Annotated in this window: 15 protein-coding genes; all 15 read left to right on the top strand. The window is 71.7% G+C overall.

Going from position 1 to position 18,348, the window contains the following annotated elements; all coding sequences use genetic code 11:
- Positions 1 to 1,111: DUF4082 domain-containing protein (locus tag N801_RS21415; RefSeq protein ID WP_035940062.1), on the top strand; the 1,111-nt coding region annotated here is incomplete at its 5' end.
- Entirely contained in the window at positions 1,108 to 2,175 is a 1,068-nt protein-coding gene (locus N801_RS16195; RefSeq protein WP_052113219.1) for a glycosyltransferase family 2 protein, read from the top strand. The genes N801_RS21415 and N801_RS16195, both read left to right, overlap by 4 nt.
- A gap of 168 nt (positions 2,176 to 2,343) precedes the next feature.
- Positions 2,344 to 3,390 (top strand): Gfo/Idh/MocA family protein, encoded by a 1,047-nt coding sequence (locus N801_RS16200; RefSeq protein ID WP_035940063.1) that lies wholly within the window; start codon positions 2,344 to 2,346, stop codon positions 3,388 to 3,390.
- Positions 3,391 to 3,409: 19 nt separating this feature from the next.
- A complete protein-coding gene (locus N801_RS16205) occupies positions 3,410 to 4,372 on the top strand; it encodes an NAD-dependent epimerase/dehydratase family protein (protein WP_035940064.1) in 963 nt (320 codons plus the stop codon).
- An 8-nt stretch (positions 4,373 to 4,380) separates the two neighbouring features.
- Positions 4,381 to 5,508 carry a DegT/DnrJ/EryC1/StrS family aminotransferase gene (locus tag N801_RS16210; protein ID WP_052113221.1) on the top strand — a complete coding sequence of 376 codons (1,128 nt, stop codon included), beginning with the start codon at positions 4,381 to 4,383 and terminating at the stop codon, positions 5,506 to 5,508.
- Positions 5,508 to 6,668 (top strand): DegT/DnrJ/EryC1/StrS family aminotransferase, encoded by a 1,161-nt coding sequence (locus tag N801_RS16215; RefSeq protein WP_245618484.1) that lies wholly within the window; start codon positions 5,508 to 5,510, stop codon positions 6,666 to 6,668. The genes N801_RS16210 and N801_RS16215 overlap by 1 nt, the downstream gene beginning before the upstream one ends.
- A gap of 22 nt (positions 6,669 to 6,690) precedes the next feature.
- The gene (locus tag N801_RS16220; protein WP_084109136.1) at positions 6,691 to 8,208 is read left to right on the top strand and encodes an oligosaccharide flippase family protein; all 1,518 of its coding nucleotides are present in this window, start codon (positions 6,691 to 6,693) and stop codon (positions 8,206 to 8,208) included.
- Between the two features lie 81 nt (positions 8,209 to 8,289).
- Positions 8,290 to 11,916: a transcription-repair coupling factor gene (mfd, locus tag N801_RS16225; RefSeq protein WP_035940069.1), complete on the top strand. Its 3,627-nt coding sequence runs from the start codon at positions 8,290 to 8,292 to the stop codon at positions 11,914 to 11,916.
- A 37-nt stretch (positions 11,917 to 11,953) separates the two neighbouring features.
- Complete coding sequence (locus tag N801_RS16230; RefSeq protein WP_035940071.1) at positions 11,954 to 12,466, top strand: hypothetical protein; 513 nt, start codon at positions 11,954 to 11,956, stop codon at positions 12,464 to 12,466.
- Positions 12,467 to 12,470: 4 nt separating this feature from the next.
- Positions 12,471 to 13,217, top strand: coding sequence for a nucleoside triphosphate pyrophosphohydrolase (locus N801_RS16235; protein ID WP_035940074.1), 747 nt, complete (start codon positions 12,471 to 12,473; stop codon positions 13,215 to 13,217).
- 100 nt (positions 13,218 to 13,317) lie between these two features.
- Positions 13,318 to 13,893 carry a hypothetical protein gene (locus tag N801_RS20805; protein WP_156996822.1) on the top strand — a complete coding sequence of 192 codons (576 nt, stop codon included), beginning with the start codon at positions 13,318 to 13,320 and terminating at the stop codon, positions 13,891 to 13,893.
- A gap of 118 nt (positions 13,894 to 14,011) precedes the next feature.
- Positions 14,012 to 15,073, top strand: a complete 1,062-nt coding sequence (locus N801_RS16245) for a LacI family DNA-binding transcriptional regulator (protein ID WP_245618485.1) — start codon at positions 14,012 to 14,014, stop codon at positions 15,071 to 15,073.
- Complete coding sequence (locus N801_RS16250) at positions 15,070 to 16,344, top strand: sugar ABC transporter substrate-binding protein (protein ID WP_035940079.1); 1,275 nt, start codon at positions 15,070 to 15,072, stop codon at positions 16,342 to 16,344. The genes N801_RS16245 and N801_RS16250 overlap by 4 nt, the downstream gene beginning before the upstream one ends.
- 1 nt (position 16,345) lies before the next feature.
- A complete protein-coding gene (locus N801_RS16255; protein WP_084109142.1) occupies positions 16,346 to 17,293 on the top strand; it encodes a carbohydrate ABC transporter permease in 948 nt (315 codons plus the stop codon).
- A gap of 4 nt (positions 17,294 to 17,297) precedes the next feature.
- Positions 17,298 to 18,122 (top strand): carbohydrate ABC transporter permease, encoded by an 825-nt coding sequence (locus tag N801_RS16260; RefSeq protein ID WP_035940085.1) that lies wholly within the window; start codon positions 17,298 to 17,300, stop codon positions 18,120 to 18,122.
- The last annotated feature ends 226 nt before the right edge of the window (positions 18,123 to 18,348 follow it).

The raw sequence follows: 18,348 nt of genomic DNA on the forward strand, positions 1-18,348 counted from the left end.
GCACGCGCTGCGGGACGGCGACGGCGGAGGCAACGGCGTCTACACGTACGGCAGCACGTCGGGGTTCCCCACCAGCACGCACGAGTCGACCAACTACTGGGTCGACGTCACCTTCAGCAGCCAGCCCGCGACCGCCCCCGCCGCACCCAGCGGCGGGGCGCCGACCGGTCAGCGCGCGCTCACGGATGACGTGGAGTCCGCCGGCGGCACCTCCCCGTCCGCGCCGCTCACCACCACCCCCACCACCAGCCCGACGGTCGCGTCCACCACCAGCCCGAAGGTCGCGTCCACCACCAGCCCGACGGTCGCGCCCCCCACCGCGCCGGGAGCGCCGACAGCGGTCATCGCGACCGCGGGCGACGCCTCGGCAGTGGTGTCGTGGACCGCGCCCCCGAACGGCGGCAGCCCGATCACCGGCTACACGGTCACGCCGTACGTCGGCACGACGGCCCAGGTGCCGTGGACGGTCACGGGCAACCCTCCGGCGACGAGCACGACCGTGACCGGGCTGACCAACGGCACCGCGCACACGTTCCGGGTCGCCGCGACCACTGCGGTCGGCACCGGTCCGGCGTCACTCCCGTCCAGCGCCGTGACGCCGTTCGGCTGCACCGACTGCACCCTCTGGCCGGCCACCGCGGTTCCCAGGACAGTGAGCAGCACGGACACCGCGTCGACCGAGGTGGGGGTCAGGTTCACCTCCGACGTCAGCGGTTTCGTCACCGGGATCCGGTTCTACAAAGGCGCGGCGAACACCGGGACGCACGTCGGCAGCCTGTGGACCGCTACCGGCGACAAGCTCGCGTCGGTGACCTTCCAGGACGAGACCGCCAGCGGGTGGCAGCAGGCGTCGTTCTCCACGCCGGTACCCGTGACCGCAGGGACGGTGTACGTGGCGTCGTACCTGGCCCCAGCAGGTCGCTACGCGGCAGACGCGAACGCCTTCTCGTCACGGGCGATCGACACCCCGCCCCTGCACGCGACGCAGAGCTCCCCGGTCGCGGGCAACGGCGTCTTCTCCCGCGGTGCCACCAGCACCTTCCCCACGAGCACCTCCAAGGACACGAACTACTGGGTCGACGTCGTGTTCACCAACAGGCTGCAGCCGTGAGCACGGTCAGCGTCGTCATCCCGTGCTACCGGTACGGCCACTTCCTCGAGGAGGCCGTGTCGAGCGTGCTCGACGACCAGGAGGGGGTGGACGTCCGGGTCCTCATCATCGACGACGCCTCCCCCGACGACAGCGCCGACGTCGCCAGGCGCATCGCGGCCCGGGACCCCCGGGTCGACGTCGTCGTCCATGAGACGAACAAGGGCAACATCGCCACCTTCAACGAAGGACTCCTGGACTGGGCGGACGGTGACTACTGCCTCCTCCTGTCCGCCGACGACCGCGCCACCCCGGGAGCACTCCGGCGGGCCCGCGACCTGCTCGACGCCCACCCCGAGGTGGGGTTCGTGTACGGCCGAGCCCTGTACGTGCGAGATGGGGCCCCACTGCCGCAGGCCCGTCGGACGGTGCGCGGGTGGACGGTGATGTCCGGCCAGCGTTGGCTCGAGCACCGCTTCCGCCAGGCCGAGAACCCCATCACCTCGCCCGAGATCGTCGTCCGCACCTCCGTGCACCACCGGGTCGGGGGCTACGACCCCGCGTTGCCCAAGGCCGCCGACATGGAGATCTACTTCCGGTTCGCAGCCCATGCCGATGTCGGGTTCATCCGGGGGGCGGACCAGGCGTACTACCGACTCCACGGTGGCAACATGAGCACGACCGTCAGCCCCCTGAGCGACCTCGACCAGCGTCGGTCCGTCTTCGACCTCGCGCTGCACCGGTACGGGTACCGGCTGGACGACCCCGAGCACCTCTCCGACATCGTGAACCGCCAGCTCGGGCGGGAGGCCCTGTGGGCGGCCGGTCGCGTCCACGACAGGGGCTGGCTGCGGCGCTCCACCGTCGGGCGGAAGCTGCTGGGCGCGAACCCCGACGAACCCGAGGACGACGTCGGCGAGCTGGCGGACTTCGCCGTCCACTGCTGGCCGGAGCTCAAGCGCACCTCGGTGTACCGGACCATCCAGGCCGGCGAGCGGCTCGGCCCCCGGGAGTCGGCGTTCCTCCTGGACCAGAAGGCCAGGTGGTGGCTGCGACGCAGGGCATGGAGGCTTCGTGGCTACTGACCGACGTGCTCACGACCGGGACTGTCCGACAGCCCTGTTCGGCCCGACCTCGATATCGCCATTTGCGTGCGACCGGGTCGCCCCGACGCATACGCTCGACCACGATGTCGAACAGTCGGCTGTGGTGGTTGGGGGACGACCGCGCGCGCGACAGGAAGGACGGCATCCATGAACGCCTCGATAGGTCTGGCCGTCATCGGCGCCGGGTACTGGGGGCCCAACCTCGTGCGGAACGCGATGGCCACGGAGGCCATCGACGTCCGGTGGCTGTGCGACCTCGACGTGGACCGTGCGCGTGAGGTCCTCGGCCGGTACTCGACCATCTCCGCGACGGACTCGTACGACGCGGTCCTCGACGACCCGGCCGTCCAGGCGGTGGCGATCGCGACCCCGGCCGCCTCGCACTTCCCGCTCGCCATGGCGGCGTTGGACGCCGGCAAGCACGTCCTCGTCGAGAAGCCGCTCACCGGGTCCCTGGACGACGGGCGCAAGCTCGTGCAGGCCGCCGAGGACCGGGGCCTCGTCCTCATGTGCGACCACACCTACTGCTACACCTCCGCGGTCCAGGAGCTGCGACGCCTCGTGCACACCGGGGAGCTGGGCCAGGTCCAGTTCATCGACTCCGTGCGGATCAACCTCGGTCTCGTCCAGCCGGACGTCAACGTCCTCTGGGACCTGGCACCGCACGACCTCTCGATCCTCGACTACCTGCTCCCGCCGGGGGTCGGTGCCGTGGCGGTGGCCGCGCACGGAGCGGATCCCATCGGGCACGGCATGCCGTGCGTCGGCTACCTCACGCTGCGGCTGTCGAACGGCGCGATGGCTCACGTGCACGTCAACTGGCTGAGCCCGATCAAGATCCGCACGATGGTCGTCGGGGGGTCGCAGCGCACCGTGGTGTGGGACGACATGAACCCGAGCCAACGGCTCGCGGTGTACGACCGCGGTGTGGACCGACTGGCGCCGAGGGACCTCGACCCCGACGACCGCAAGCAGATGCGGATCTCCTACCGCAGCGGGGACATGGTGGCCCCGGCCCTGACGGAGCGGGAGGCACTGCGAGCCATGATGACCGAGTTCGCCTCGTCCATCCTCGAGCACCGGCCCCCCGCGACGGGCGGAGTCGCGGGGCTGCGGGTGATGGAGATCCTCGAGGCGGCGGAGGAGAGCCTGCGGACGGGCGGGAGCTTCGTGACGATGGAGGACACCCGATGAGCACCATGGAGGACACCCCATGATCCAGGACAGCGTCTGTCTCGTCACCGGTGGGGCGGGAACGATCGGCTCGACCATCGTGGACCAGCTCGTCGACGCGGGAGCTGCCGAGGTGCGGGTCCTCGACAACTTCGTGCGGGGTCGCAAGGAGAACCTCGCCGACGCCCTCGGGTCGGGTCGGGTCCACGTCGTCGAGGGCGACATCCGGGACACCGTCGTCGTCGCCGACGCCACCGCCGGGGTCGACGTCGTCTTCCACCAGGCGGCCATCCGGATCACGCAGTGCGCCGAGGAGCCACGGCTCGCCCTGGAGGTCCTCGCCGACGGGACGTTCAACGTCCTCGAGGCCGCTGCGGCCGCGGGGGTCCGCAAGGTCGTCGCCGCCTCCTCGGCCTCCGTCTACGGGCTCGCGACCGAGTTCCCGACGACCGAGCTCCAGCACCCCTGGGCCAACGACACGTTCTACGGGGCGGCCAAGGTCTTCAACGAGGGCATGCTCCGCAGCTTCCACGCCATGTCCGGACTGGACTACGTCGCGCTCCGCTACTTCAACGTCTACGGCCCGCGCATGGACGTCCACGGCCTCTACACCGAGGTGCTCATCCGGTGGATGGAACGGATCGTGGCCGGTGAGCCGCCGCTCATCCTCGGCGACGGCCGTCAGACGATGGACTTCGTCTTCACGACGGACATCGCCCGCGCGAACCTCCTCGCCGCCGAGTCCGACGTGAGCGACGCGGTCTTCAACATCGGCAGCAGCACCGAGACGAGCCTGCTCGGTCTGGCCGAGGCCCTGCTCGACGTCATGGGCAGCAGCCTCCACGTGGAGTTCGGCCCGGAGCGGGCGGTCAACGGCGTGACCCGGCGGCTGGCGTCCATCGAGGCGGCCGAGCACCGCCTGGGCTGGACGCCGCAGGTCGACCTCCACACCGGCCTGGGCCTCCTCGTCGACTGGTGGCGCGCGGAACGCGGTGTCCGGTGATCCCCGTCATGAAGCCGTGGCTGGGCGAGGAGGAGGCGGCCGCCGCGGCCGACGCGGTCCGCTCCGGCTGGGTCGCCCAGGGTCCGCGCGTGGCCGAGTTCGAGCGACGTTTCGCCGAGCGGATGGAGGTGTCGGGGGCCGTCGCCGTGTCGTCGTGCACCACCGCCCTGCACCTGGCGCTCCACCTGTTGGGGGTCGGTCCGGGGGACGAGGTCGTCGTCCCGTCCTTCTCCTTCATCGCGACGGCCAACTGCGCGGTGTACGTCGGGGCGACCCCCGTGTTCGCGGACGTCGAGGCCGAGGACGGGAACGTCAGTGTGCGCACGGTGGAGCCCGTCATCACGGGTCGCACCCGGGCGGTCGTGGTCGTCCACCAGGGGGGCGCGCCCGCCGACGTGGAGCCGCTGCGGCGGCTGTGCGAGGCCCGGGGCATCGCGCTCGTCGAGGACGCGGCGTGCGCCGCCGGCTCCCTCCACCGGGGTGCCCCGGTCGGTTCCGGCGCCGTCCTCGCCGCGTGGTCCTTCCATCCCCGCAAGCTGCTCACCACGGGGGAGGGCGGGATGCTCACCACCACGGACCCGACGCTGGCGGAACGGGCACGCAGGCTGCGGGAGCACGGCATGAACCTCAGTGCGGCGGCCCGCCACCAGAGCCGCCAGCCCGTCATCGAGAGCTACCTCGAGGTGGGCTTCAACTTCCGCATGACCGACATCCAGGCGGCGGTCGGGCTCGTGCAGCTGGAGAAGCTCGACACGATGGTGCGCCGCCGTCGCGAGCTGGCCCGTGACTACCAGGAGATGCTCGCCGGCATCCCCGGGCTTCGGACCGTCCGGGACCCGGATCACGGGAGCAGCAACTTCCAGTCGTTCTGGGTGGAGCTCGGTCCCGACTTCCCCCTGGCGCGCAACGAGCTGCTCACGGTCCTCGCCGACGGCGGGGTGTCGGCCCGCGCGGGGATCATGGCGGCGCACCGACAGCCGGCGTATGCCGGTCACCCGCACGGCGACCTGTCGACGACCGAGCGGCTCACCGACACCACCCTGATCCTCCCGCTCTTCCATGCGATGACCGAGCAGGAGCAGCACACCGTCGTCGACGCGGTCCGCCGAGCGGCCGGGCTGAGGGTGGCGTCCTGATGACCCGGCCGGCCGAGCACCCCACGAGTGCGTTGACCCCCATGAGGGCCATCCCGCTCGTCGACCTCGCGGCGCAGCACGTCCAGGTGGCCGACGAGGTGCTCGACGGGTTCGCGCAGGTCCTCGACGCCGGTGACTTCATCGGCGGCAAGGCCGTGGCGGCCTTCGAGCAGGAGTACGCGCTGTTCACCGGCGCCCGGTTCTGCGTCGGGGTGGGCAACGGGACCGACGCCCTCGAGATGGCGCTGCGGGCAGTCGAGGTGGGCCACGGGCACGAGGTGATCCTCCCGGCCAACACCTTCATCGCCACGGCCGAGGCGGTCGTGCGCACCGGCGCCCGCCCGGTGCTCGTGGACGTCGACGAGGACGCCCTTCTCATCGACCCGGTCGCGGTCGAGGCCGCGGTCACGAGCAGGACCCGCGCCGTGCTGCCCGTCGACCTCTACGGCCAGGTCGCACCGTTCGAGCAGCTGCCCGCCTCCCTCGCCGAGCGGGGGATCGCCGTCATCGAGGACGGGGCGCAGTCCCAGGGCGCCTCCCGTCACGGCCGGTCCGCCGGGACGTTCGGACGCCTCGCCGCCACGAGCTTCTACCCCGGCAAGAACCTCGGTGCCTACGGCGACGCGGGGGCGGTGCTCACCGACGACCCCGACCTCGCCGAGCAGGTCCGGCTCATGGGCGCCCACGGCAGCCCGGCCAAGTACGTCCACAGCCGGTTCGGCTTCAACTCCCGGCTGGACACCCTCCAGGCCGTGGTGCTGCGCGCGAAGCTGCGCCGGCTGCACGAGTGGAACGAGCAGCGTCGGGACGCGGCCACCCGCTACGACAAGCTGCTGTCCGCGACCCCGGGCGTCCGGCTCCCGACGACCCTCCCCGGGAACGAGCCCGTGTGGCACCTGTACGTCGTGCGGGTCGCCCACCGCGACGCCGTGCTCGAGCGCCTGCACGCCGAGGGTGTGGGGGCGGGGGTCCACTACCCCGTCCCGGTTCACCTCACCCCGGCCATGGCCGGGCTGGGGCTCGGGCACGGCTCGTTCCCGGTGAGCGAGCGTGCGGCCACCGAGATCATCTCCCTGCCCCTGTTCCCGGGGATCACCCCCGCGCAGCAGGAACGGGTCGTCGACGTCCTGCGCCGCGCGCTCCGACCCGACGCCGGCTGACCGTGCCCCGGGCGCAGCGGCCATGAGCGTGGACCCGCTCCAGCGCGAGGAGGGCCTGGGCACGCAGGCGGCGAGCGGCGTCGCGTGGCTGGCCGCGCAGAAGTGGGTGGTGCGGGCCTTCGGCTTCGCCACCCTCCTCGTCCTCACCCGGGAGCTGTCACCGCGCGAGTTCGGTGTCGTCGCGGCCGCCCTGACCGTGATCCCCATGGTCTACCTCCTCGCCGACCTGGGCTTCTCGACGTACCTCCTCCAGGCCGAGGACCTCGACCAGCGCAGCCTCAGCACGGCCCTGTGGGCGTCGGCCGCGGCCGGGCTCGTCCTGTCCGCCGGGCTCGTCGCCGTCGCACCGCTGCTCGCCGCGGCGTTCGCGGTGCCGGAGCTCGTCGACGTGCTCCGGGCCCTGGTCCTCGCGATCGTCCCCACCGTCCTCGCGGGGGTCCCGCTCGCCCTGCTGCGCCGGGCGATGGAGTTCCGGACCGTCGCGCTGCAGGGGGTCGTGGCGGCGCTCCTGGCCCAGGCGGTCGCGGTGACGGTCGCCCTCCTAGGCGGCGGCGTCTGGGCCCTGGTGAGCCAGGTCGTGGTCGGCCAGTGGGTCATCGCCGTCCTCGCCTGGCGACGTGCGGCCTGGCGTCCCTCGCTGGCGCTGTCGTTGGGGGAGTTCCGCCGGATGGCGACCTTCGGTCTGCGGGTGTCGTCCGTCGACCTCGTCGCGACGTCGCGGCTCTGGGCGGAGGGCTGGATCATCACGGTGGCCCTGGGGCCCACCGCGTTCGGCCTCCTCAGCATCGCCCAGCGTCTCGTCCAGACGGCGCAGGAGCTCACCGCCGCCTCGCTGGTCCCCGTCTCCACCGTGGTGTTCGCCAAGGTCCGCGGTTCGTCCGACCGACTGCGGAGCTCGTACACGAAGGCTCTGGGGGTCGCCTACGCCGTGGTGGCCCCCTTCATGTGCGTCATCGTCGTGACCGCTCCCGTCCTCGTGCCGGCGCTCTTCGGCTCCCAGTGGCGGGCCAGCGTGGCGCCGGCGCAGGCCCTCGCCGTGGCCGGCATCATCACCCTCGGCGCCATGGTGGACCACGGCCTCTTCTACGGGCTCGGTCGCCCGGGCGCGTGGCTCGGGTACGCCGTCGTCGTCGACGCCGCCACCGTCGCGACCACGGCGGTGGCCGTCCGCTGGGGCCTCGTCGGTGTCGCCTTCGGCTTCGTGGTCGTCGCGGTGCTCGCCACGCTCGCCCGGTGGGTGCTCGTCGCCCGGGCCCTCGGGACGAGCGGTCTGGCGGTGGCCCGCCCGTTCGGCACCCTGCTGGTGCCCACGGCGGCCGCCGCGGCAGCCGGGGTCCTCGTGATGCGTGCCGTCGAGGGTGCCGGCCCTCCGGTGGCCCAGGTCCTCGCCGGTGGGCTCGCCGTCACCCTCGTCTACCTGGGCCTGCTGCGCTGGCTCGGCCGACGCATCCTCGTCGACACGCTCAGCGTCCTCCCCGTGCCCGACCGGGTGCGGTGCCGGGCCGGCCGCGTCCTGCGGCTCGACGCCGGTGGCGCGTGACCGCTGCCCGCCCGACACCCCAGCCGGGGGGGGCAGCGGACGGTCGGCCACCAGCCGCCGGGCCGATTAGGCTGAGGGGCGATGCCCACGCTGCGACCCGTCGTCGACCACCTCGGCGCCGAACCCCGGATCCGTTCCCTCCTCGAGACCGCCACCGCCACCGGCACGCTCTCGCTCGACGTCTCGGTGAGCGCGGGCGCCCGCCCGGTGCTCATCGCGGCCGCCGTCGAGCGACTGCGAGCCGTCGCGCCCGAGCGACTCCCTCTGCTCGTCGTCACCGCGACGAGCCGGGAGGCGGAGGACCTCACCGCCGCCCTCGGCTGCGTCCTCGACCACGACGTCGTCGCCGACTTCCCGTCGTGGGAGACGCTGCCGCACGAGCGGCTCAGCCCGCGGTCCGACACCGTCGGCCGCCGCCTGGCCGTGCTGCGCCGTCTCGCCCACCCGGCCTCGGTCGCCGACGACGACGTCGCCCACGGCCCCCTCTCCGTCGTCGTCGCCCCCGTGCGCGCGGTCCTCCAGCCCGTCGCCATCGGCCTGGGCGACCTCGCCCCCGTCTCCCTCCGCGCGGGCGAGGACCACGACCTCGACTCGGTCGTCGAGGGGCTCGCGGCCGCGGCCTACAGCCGCACCGACCTCGTCGAGCGACGCGGCGAGTTCGCCGTGCGCGGAGGCATCCTCGACGTCTTCCCCCCGACCGAGGAGCACCCGCTCCGCATCGAGTTCTGGGGCGACACGGTCGAGGAGATCCGCTGGTTCAAGGTCGCCGACCAGCGCTCGCTCGAGGTCGCCTCCCACGGGCTCTGGGCCCCGCCGTGCCGCGAGGTGCTCCTCACCGACGCGGTGCGTGACCGCGCCGCGGTCCTCGCCGACCAGCTCCCCGGCGCCGCCGACCTGCTCCACAAGCTCGCCGCCGGCATCGCGGTCGAGGGCATGGAGTCGCTCGCGCCGGCGCTCGTCGACGGCATGGAGTCGATGCTCGACAGCTTCCCCGCCGGGTCGCCGGTCGTCGCCTGCGACCCCGAACGGGTGCGCACCCGCGCCCACGACCTCGTCGCGACGAGCCGCGAGTTCCTCGAGGCCGGCTGGGCCAACGCCGCCGCCGGCAACGCCGTCCCCATCGACCTCGAGCGGATCCTCGGCTCCGCCTCGTTCTGGTCCGTCGGTGACCTGCGCGACCACGCCCGCGAGACCGACCACCCGTGGTGGGACCTCACCCCGTTCGCGCTCGACACCGAGACGGCCGACACGAGCGACGGGGAGGTGGTCGAGACCGGCACGCAGGACCCCGCGGCCTACCGCGGTGACATCGAGTCGGCCGCCGCCGACCTGCGCCAGTGGACCGATGCCGGCTGGCGCGTCCTCGTCGCCACCGACGGGCACGGCTCGGCCACCCGCATCGTCGAGGTGCTCGGCGAGGCCGAGGTGCCGGCCCGCCTCGACCCCACCCTCGACCCCTTCGACGAGGGCGTCGTCCACGTGACCACGGCCCAGCTCGGTCGCGGCTTCATCCACGAGCCGAGCCGGCTCGTCGTCCTCACCGAGACCGACCTCACCGGCACCCCGTCCACCGGTCCGTCGACGAAGGACATGCGGCGTATGCCGTCCCGTCGCCGCGCGCAGGTCGACCCGCTCCAGCTCACGCCGGGCGACTTCGTCGTGCACGAGCAGCACGGCGTCGGACGGTTCGTCGAGATGATGCAACGCACCATCCAGGGGGCGACGCGCGAGTACCTCGTCCTCGAGTACGCCGCCTCCAAGCGCGGCCAGCCCGGCGACAGGTTGTTCGTGCCGACCGACCAGCTCGACCAGATCACCCGCTACGTCGGCGGCGAGCAGCCCACCCTCAACAAGATGGGGGGCTCGGACTGGAAGCAGACCAAGTCGCGCGCCCGGCGCTACGTCAAGCAGATCGCGGCCGAGCTCATCCAGCTCTACTCCGCCCGCATGGCCACCAAGGGTCACGCCTTCTCGCGGGACACCCCGTGGCAGCGTGAGCTCGAGGACGCGTTCGCCTACATCGAGACCCCCGACCAGCTGAGCTCGATCGACGAGGTCAAGGCCGACATGGAGCGCGAGGTCCCGATGGACCGCCTCCTCGCGGGTGACGTCGGCTACGGCAAGACCGAGATCGCGGTGCGCGCCGCGTTCAAGGCGATCCAGGACGGCAAGCAGGTGGCGGTGCTGGTACCGACCACGCTCCTCGTCCAGCAGCACCTCCAGACCTTCACCGACCGCTACGCGCCGTTCCCCGTGACGGTCAAGCCGCTCAGCCGGTTCCAGTCGAAGAAGGAGTCCGAGGAGGTCATCGAGGGGCTCGCCAACGGGTCCGTGGACCTCGTCATCGGCACCCACCGCCTCCTCTCGGACGCGATCCGCTTCAAGGACCTCGGCCTCGTCGTCGTCGACGAGGAGCAGCGCTTCGGGGTCGAGCACAAGGAGCAGCTGAAGTCGATGCGCACCGCGGTCGACGTGCTCGCGATGTCCGCGACCCCGATCCCGCGGACACTCGAGATGGCCGTGACCGGCATACGCGAGATGTCAACTCTCGCAACGCCACCGGAAGAGCGGCACCCCGTCCTCACCTACGTGGGTGCGTACGAGGAGAAGCAGATCACCGCCGCGATCCGGCGCGAGCTGCTGCGCGAGGGCCAGGTCTTCTACATCCACAACAAGGTGTCGACGATCGAGCGGGCCGCGGCCCGCATCCGTGAGCTCGTCCCCGAGGCCCGCATCGCCGTCGCCCACGGGAAGATGGGGGAGCACCGGCTCGAGCAGGTCGTCCTCGACTTCTGGGAGAACCGGTTCGACGTCCTCGTCTGCACGACGATCGTCGAGACCGGCCTCGACATCTCCAACGCCAACACCCTCATCGTCGAGCGGGCCGACCGCCTCGGCCTGAGCCAGCTGCACCAGCTGCGCGGTCGGGTCGGCCGTGGGCGCGAGCGCGCCTACTCGTACTTCCTCTACCCGCCCGAGGCGCCGCTCACCGAGACCGCGCACGACCGGCTGCAGACGATCGCGAGCCACACCGACCTCGGCGCCGGCATGCAGGTGGCGATGAAGGACCTCGAGATCCGCGGCGCCGGCAACCTCCTCGGCGGCGAGCAGTCCGGGCACATCGCCGGCGTCGGCTTCGACCTCTACGTCCGCCTCGTGGGCGAGGCGGTCGCCACCTTCCGCGGGGACGTGGACGAGGAGATCGGGGAGATCAAGATCGACCTGCCCGTCGACGCGCACCTGCCGCACGACTACGTGCCGGGGGAGCGGCTGCGACTGGAGGCGTACAAGAAGCTCGCGACCGTGGTCGACGAGGCCGCGCTCGACGAGATCCTCGCCGAGCTCGTCGACCGCTACGGCAACCCGCCCGAGCCGGTGCAGAACCTCATCGAGGTCGCCCGCCTGCGCACGGTCGCCCGTGCCGCCGGGATCAAGGACATCACCGTCCAGGGCGCCACGGTCCGCTTCGGGCCGGTCGCGCTGAGGGAGAGCCAGGAGCTGCGTCTCATGCGCCTCCACCCCGGCTCGATCATCAAGGAGGCGCTGGGCACCATCCTCGTGCCCAAGCCGATGACCGCCCGCGTCGGCGGGCAGCCGCTGCGCGACCGCGAGGTGCTCGAGTGGGCAGGTGCGGTCATCCGCAGCGTCGTCATGGACAATGTGGGTGAAGCAGCCAGGGTGGCCACGGCTGCGGAGCCGCGCAGGTGACTCCGACCGTGCCACCGCGCCAACGAAGGGACATCGTGTGAAGGCCGTCAAGGCATCCGCCATCGCTCTCGCCCTCGCGGGCGTGCTCGCGACCTCCGCCTGCGCGGGCACGACCTCCGCCGAGACGGCTGCGGTCGTCGAGGGGCGCGTCATCACCGAGCAGCAGGTGCGCGAGGCGACCGACCAGATCAACACCGCCTTCACGCCCGACCAGCCCCTCACGGCGGCGCAGACGCTCACCCTGCTCATCCGCGCCCCGTACATCAACGAGGCCGCAGCCGCCGCCGGCAAGGCGCAGAGCGAGTCCGCGGCGCGGGCCGCGCTCGTGGACTTCCCCGAGGAGCCGCTGGACACGACCATCGAGATCCTCCAGGCCGAGGCGAGCCTGCAGCAGCTCGAGAGCGCGCCCGAGGACCGCCAGGCGCTCGTGGACAGGATCGCCGGTCTCGATGTCACGGTGAGCCCGCGGTACGGGACGTTCGACCCCGCCCGGGCCGAGATCGTCGTCGCGCGACCGAACTGGATCACCTCCGCCACCGACGAGAACTGACGCCGTGGGGCGCCTGAGCCTCCTCGTCACCAGCCCGCGCGTCGCGCCGGGGCTCATGTCCCGCAGTGCGTGGTCGGCGGTCGAGTCGGCGTCCGTGCGCCTGTCCCGCGACCTCACCGAGCCGGTCGTGGACGCCGTCGTCGAGTCCGGTCTCGAGGTGGAGCCCGTGGACGCCCTTCTGGGCGCACCGGAGCTGGCGCGCCTGCTCGTGACGCGGGCCGTCGACACCGACGTGGTGTGGCTGGGTTCGTCCGACGCGGACCCCGGGCTGACCGACGCGATCGCCTCGGAGGTGTCGCGGCTCGAGACGCCCCCCGAGGTGGAGATGGTCGTCGGCTCCTGGGACGTGCCCGGCTCACGACTGCTCGACGCCGTGGTCGTCATGGACCGGCTCCGCTCGCCGGGCGGCTGCCCGTGGGACGCGAAGCAGACCCACGAGTCGCTCGCGACGTACCTCACCGAGGAGGCCGCCGAGGCCGTCGACGCCATCGGGTCGGGGGACCGGCAGCACCTCGCCGAGGAGCTCGGCGACGTGCTCCTGCAGGTGCTCTTCCACGCCCGGGTGGCCGAGGACGCCGCGACCGACGCCGAGCGGTTCGACATCGACGACGTCGCGGGCGGCCTCGTGGCCAAGCTCGTGCGGCGCCACCCGCACGTCTTCGCCGACGGCGACGCCTCGACGCCCGAAGAGGTCGAGGAGGCCTGGGCGCGGATCAAGGCCGAGGAGAAGGCCGGCCTGCACCGGTCGTGACACCGAGCACCAGATCGCGACCCGGGCCCTCACCGAGGTGGGCTCGATCTGGCTGGGACGCCCGGGAAACGGAGGCGTCGCCGTCCGCGACAGTGGCTCGGTGACGTACGAGTCCGGTGCCGACGTCGAGGAGGTCGCTCGACGAGCCTGCCTGACGAGCGCCGCGGGGCGTGCCACCCTTGGGCGGCCCGCCCCGGAGGAGATCGTCATGTCCCAGTCGTACCCGCCCCACGCCCACCGTCCGGCCGACCCGTATGCCGGCCACCCGGCATACGCTCCGACGCCGCAGCGGTCCGGGACGAACCCGTGGGTCGCCGCCGGCCTCGGCGTCCTCGTGGGGATGTTCGTCACCGCGGTCGCGGGGGCCCTGCTCTGGTTCACGATGGGCGGTCCCGTGCCGTGGGAGGGGATCGAGGACGCGGCCGAGGAGTGGAGCGGCCGGGTCGCGGTGGCGGGTGACGGCAGCGTGCCCGGGCCGGTCCTGGCCGACGCCGTGCAGGAGGTGGGCGGTGGCGGGTACTACGAGGAGGTCGTCTGCGCCGCGACACCGCGGGTCGCCGCGGACGTCACGACGCTCTGCCGGGTCGATGACGGGTTCGACCGCTACCGCCTCGTCGTCCTCTTCCTCGACGACGCCGGCCGTTTCGAGACGGCGGAGTTCTTCACCCCGGAGTAGCCGCGACCGCTGCGTTATCGAACTGTGACCATCCTACCGCCCCGTACCGCGGGGGCGGCCCGGCATGCTCAGCGTGGCTTTGTAAGCGCTTTCAATGGTGAAGGCAGGGACTGGCGGCATGAGCGAACGACCCCACGCGGTGACGATCTACGCGGTGGCCGAGCGCGCCCGCGTGTCGATCGCCACCGTGTCCCGGGTCCTCAAGGGCTCGTCCGTCGTCACCGAGAGCACCCGGCAGAAGGTGCTCGACGCCGTCCAGGAGCTCGAGTACACGCCGTCCGGAGCCGCCCGCAGCCTCGCCGAGCGTCGCCACCACACTCTCGGTCTGGTCCTGCCGGAGCTGGGTGGGCCCTACTACGCCGAGCTCCTCGCCGGCTTCGAGACCAAGGCGGCCGAGCTGCGCCAGGGCGTCATGCTCGTCATCGCCAAGGCCGAGGGCCACGGTGGTGACGCCATCCGCGCCCTGGCGACGCGCGTCGACGGCATCGCCTTCCTCGGCCGCGACGTGGAGCGGGTGCGCAGGAGCGGCAAGAAGCTCGTGCTCATCGCGGCGGACTCCCTCCCGGGCGTCGAGGTCATCTCGACGGAGAACATCGCCGGTGCGCGCCGCCTCACCGAGCACCTGCTCGCGCACGGGCGCACGAGGCTGCTCTTCGTCGGCGACCCCGATGCCGCGCACGACGTCCGGGAACGGTACGAGGGGTTCGTCCTCGCCCACCACGACAGGGGCCTCGAGCCCGCACAGCCGGTGCTGGCGCCGTTCCGCGAGAGCGACGGCCAGGCCGTCGCCGAGCGGCTCATCGCGGGCGACCTCGAGGCGGATGCCCTCGTGTGCGGCAACGACGAGCTCGCCCTGGCGATCATGGCGCGCCTCCTGGGCGCGGGCGTCGACGTCCCCCGTGACATCGCCGTCGTCGGGTGGGACGACGTCATGACCGCGAGGTACGTGCGCCCAGGCCTCACGACCGTCCGCCAGCCGGTGCGCGACGTCGGCGCCCTGGCCGCCGACCGGCTCTTCCACCTCGTCACCGGGTCCGCGAAGGCACCCGAACGTCACGTCCTCCCGACGGAGGTCGTCATCCGCGGCTCGTGCGGATGCACCCGCACGCCCTCGGCCGACCCAGAACCCGACCTGTACCCGATCCCCACTCCCCACCCCTCGAAAGTGAGATCCCGATGAGACGCACCACCATCACCGTGGCCGGCCTGGCGGCCGTGGCCATGACCCTGTCCGCGTGCGGACGCGAGAGCGCCGACACCGCCGCCCCCCAGACCGGCGAGTCCGTCAAGGCCGGAGCCGCCACGGGCACGATCACCGTGTGGGCGATGGGCGCCGAGGGCGAGAAGCTCCCCGAGCTGGCGAAGGAGTTCGAGGCGGCCAACCCCGGCTCCAAGATCAACGTCACGGCGATCCCGTGGGACGCGGCGCACGACAAGTTCACCACGGCGATCACCGCCAACAAGACGCCCGACGTCGCCATGGTAGGGACGACGTGGATGGGCGAGTTCGCAGGCATGGACGCCCTCGACCCCGCCCCGGGTGAGATCGACAAGGCCGTCTTCTTCGAGGGCGCCCAGGGCACCACCGAGGTCGCCGACACCTCCTACGGTATCCCCTGGTACGTCGAGACGCGGCTCGTCTACTACCGCACGGACCTCGCGCAGAAGGCCGGGATCACGACCCCGCCGACCGACTGGGCTGGCCTCAAGGACATGGCCAAGGCCATGAAGGAGAAGGCCGGCGCCAAGTGGGGAATCGGCCTGCAGGCCGGTGGCACCGGGTCCTGGCAGTCGGTCATGCCCTTCGCCTGGTCGGCGGGTGCAGAGCTCACCAAGGACGATGGCAAGGCCTACAACTTCGACAGCCCCGAGATGCTCAAGGCGGTGCAGTATTACCAGTCCTTCTTCACCGAGGGGCTCTCCGACAAGGCGGCTCCGGCCACCCCGACGACGGAGCCGGACTTCGTCAGCGGCAAGGTCCCGATGTTCATCTCCGGTCCGTGGATGATGTCCGCGGTCGAGAAGGCCGGCGGCCCGGGCTTCAAGGAGAAGTACGACGTCATGCAGATCCCCGCGGACAAGAAGTCGAGCTCCTTCGTCGGTGGCTCGAACCTCGTCGTGTTCAAGAACACCAAGGAGCGCGACACCGCCTGGAAGTTCGTCCAGTGGCTCGCCGAGCCCGAGACCCAGGTCGAGTGGTACGGCATCTCGACCGACCTCCCGTCGGTCAAGAGCGCGTGGGAGGACCCGGCCCTGACGGCCGACAAGAAGCTCGCCACCTTCGGTGAGCAGCTCGAGACCGCGCAGGCCCCGCCGTCCTTCCCCACCTGGGAGCAGGTCGTGACCTCCTTCGACAAGGAGATGGAGAAGGTCACCAAGACCGGAGCCGACCCCGCCGCCGCGCTGAAGACCGTGCAGTCGCAGGCCGAGTCGATCGGCACCGGCAACTGACATGACCGCCCTCGCCGACGGCGCCGACACCGCGCGCCGTGAAGAGGCTCCTCCCGGGAGGCGTCGCCCACGTCGGCGCCCCCAGGAGGGGAGGGCGGCGTGGATGCTCGCCCTGCCGTTCTGCCTGCTGTTCCTCGTCTTCACGGTCTGGCCGGTGCTCCAGTCGCTCTTCATGAGCATCACCGACACCCGGGCCAAGGACCTGCGGACACCCTTCTCCGTCGACTTCGTCGGGCTGGACAACTACACCCGTGCCCTGTCCGACGAGAACTTCCTGCGGGCGGTCCGCAACACGGCCTACTTCGTGCTCGTCGGGGTCCCGCTCACGTTGACGCTGGCGCTCGCAGCGGCGGTGGCGCTCGACCGCGGGATCTCGCGCTTCAGGTCGGCGTTCCGGCTGGGGTTCTACACCCCGGTCGTGACCTCGATCGTGGCCGTCGCCGTCGTCTGGCAGTTCCTGCTCAACCGGGAGTTCGGACTCATCAACACCGTGCTCGGCTGGGTGGGGATCAGCGGACCGAACTGGCTGGGCGACCCGGACTGGGCCATGCCGGCCCTCATCATGATGGCCTCGTGGCGCAACTTCGGGACGGGCATGATCATCTTCCTCGCGGGGCTGCAGGCCGTCCCGTGGGCCCTGCACGAGGCGGCGTCGATCGACGGTGCCAGCGCGTGGCAGCGCTTCCGGCACATCACCCTCCCGATGCTCCGACCGACCATGCTCTTCGTCTCGGTGACGACGATGATCGGCTACCTGCAGTTCTTCGAGGAGCCGTTCGTCATGACGAACGGCGGTCCCCTCGACAGCACGGTGTCGATGTCGCTCTACACCTACCGGCAGTTCGGTTTCGGCAACTACGGGTATGCCGCGTCGCTGAGCTATCTCATCTTCGTCGTCGTGGCGATCGTCACGGCCCTGCAGTTCCGCGCGCTGCGCGAGAAGGAGTGACCCCGTGAACCGCTCCGCCTCTGGGAAGTGGTGGCTCTACGCGATCCTCAGCGTGGCCGTCGTCATCGTCTCCGCGCCGTTCGTCTGGATGGTGGTCGGCAGCCTCAAGACGACGTCGGAGCTCCGTAGGAGCCCGCCCACGTGGCTGCCCGAGAACGCCACCCTGGACAACTACTCGCAGCTGTTCTCGCGGCTCGACTTCGGCACCTACTTCTTCAACTCGACGGTCGTCGCCGTCGTCGTCACCGTGGGCAACCTGCTCTTCTGCTCGATGCTCGGCTACGCGCTGGCGATGCTCGACTTCCCGGGGAAGAAGGCGCTGTTCGGCGTGGTGATGGCCACGCTGCTCATCCCCGGGGTCGTCACCTTCGTCCCGCTGTTCGTCCTCGTGGCGAACGCCGGTCTCGTGGACACCCTCCCCGGCCTGATGCTGCCGTTCCTGGCGGCCCCGTTCGGGGTGTTCCTCATGCGGCAGTTCATCCTCGGGCTCCCGCGGGACCTCCTCGACGCGGGACGGGTCGACGGTGCGGGTGAGCTGCGCATCTTCGCCAGGATCTTCCTGCCGTTGTGCGGGCCCGCCCTCGCGACGCTCGGCATTCTCACCTTCCTCGGGAGCTGGAACAACTTCCTGTGGCCGCTCGTCGTGGCCCAGACCGAGCAGACCTACACCCTGCCCGTGGCGCTCGCGCTGTACTCGAAGGGCCAGAACGCGACCAACTACGGGCTGCTCCTCGCAGGAGCGACCGTGGTCGTCGTACCCGTCCTGCTCGTCTTCCTCGCGTTCCAGCGACGCGTCATCGAGGGAATCGCCACCACCGGCATCAAGTGAGCCCCGGCCCCACCGGCTCACTCTCACCGGGTCCAGCCCGCGGCCCTAACCCGACCCGACCGACCTCCAGCACGCCCGAACGAGCCGCAACGACGCGGTGACCAGGAATGGAGTCCTCATGACCGACCCGACCAGCCCCATCGACAGCACGCCCAACCGTCGCGCCTTCGTCGTCGGAGGCGCCGCGGCCCTCGCGGCCCTCGGCCTCGCTCCGCCGGCCCTGGCC

The sequence above is a fragment of the Knoellia aerolata DSM 18566 genome, from assembly GCF_000768695.1.
Taxonomy (GTDB): domain Bacteria; phylum Actinomycetota; class Actinomycetes; order Actinomycetales; family Dermatophilaceae; genus Knoellia; species Knoellia aerolata.

What these genes read in the sequence shown, in the direction of transcription:
- N801_RS16220 (WP_084109136.1), top strand. Translation starts at nt 6,691, where the DNA reads ATGAGCGTGGACCCGCTCCAGCGCGAGGAGGGCCTGGGCACGCAGGCG.
- N801_RS16215 (WP_245618484.1), top strand. Translation starts at nt 5,508, where the DNA reads ATGACCCGGCCGGCCGAGCACCCCACGAGTGCGTTGACCCCCATGAGG.
- N801_RS16205 (WP_035940064.1), top strand. Translation starts at nt 3,410, where the DNA reads ATGATCCAGGACAGCGTCTGTCTCGTCACCGGTGGGGCGGGAACGATC.
- N801_RS16200 (WP_035940063.1), top strand. Translation starts at nt 2,344, where the DNA reads ATGAACGCCTCGATAGGTCTGGCCGTCATCGGCGCCGGGTACTGGGGG.
- N801_RS16255 (WP_084109142.1), top strand. Translation starts at nt 16,346, where the DNA reads ATGACCGCCCTCGCCGACGGCGCCGACACCGCGCGCCGTGAAGAGGCT.
- N801_RS16250 (WP_035940079.1), top strand. Translation starts at nt 15,070, where the DNA reads ATGAGACGCACCACCATCACCGTGGCCGGCCTGGCGGCCGTGGCCATG.
- mfd (WP_035940069.1), top strand. Translation starts at nt 8,290, where the DNA reads ATGCCCACGCTGCGACCCGTCGTCGACCACCTCGGCGCCGAACCCCGG.
- N801_RS16245 (WP_245618485.1), top strand. Translation starts at nt 14,012, where the DNA reads ATGAGCGAACGACCCCACGCGGTGACGATCTACGCGGTGGCCGAGCGC.
- N801_RS16210 (WP_052113221.1), top strand. Translation starts at nt 4,381, where the DNA reads ATGAAGCCGTGGCTGGGCGAGGAGGAGGCGGCCGCCGCGGCCGACGCG.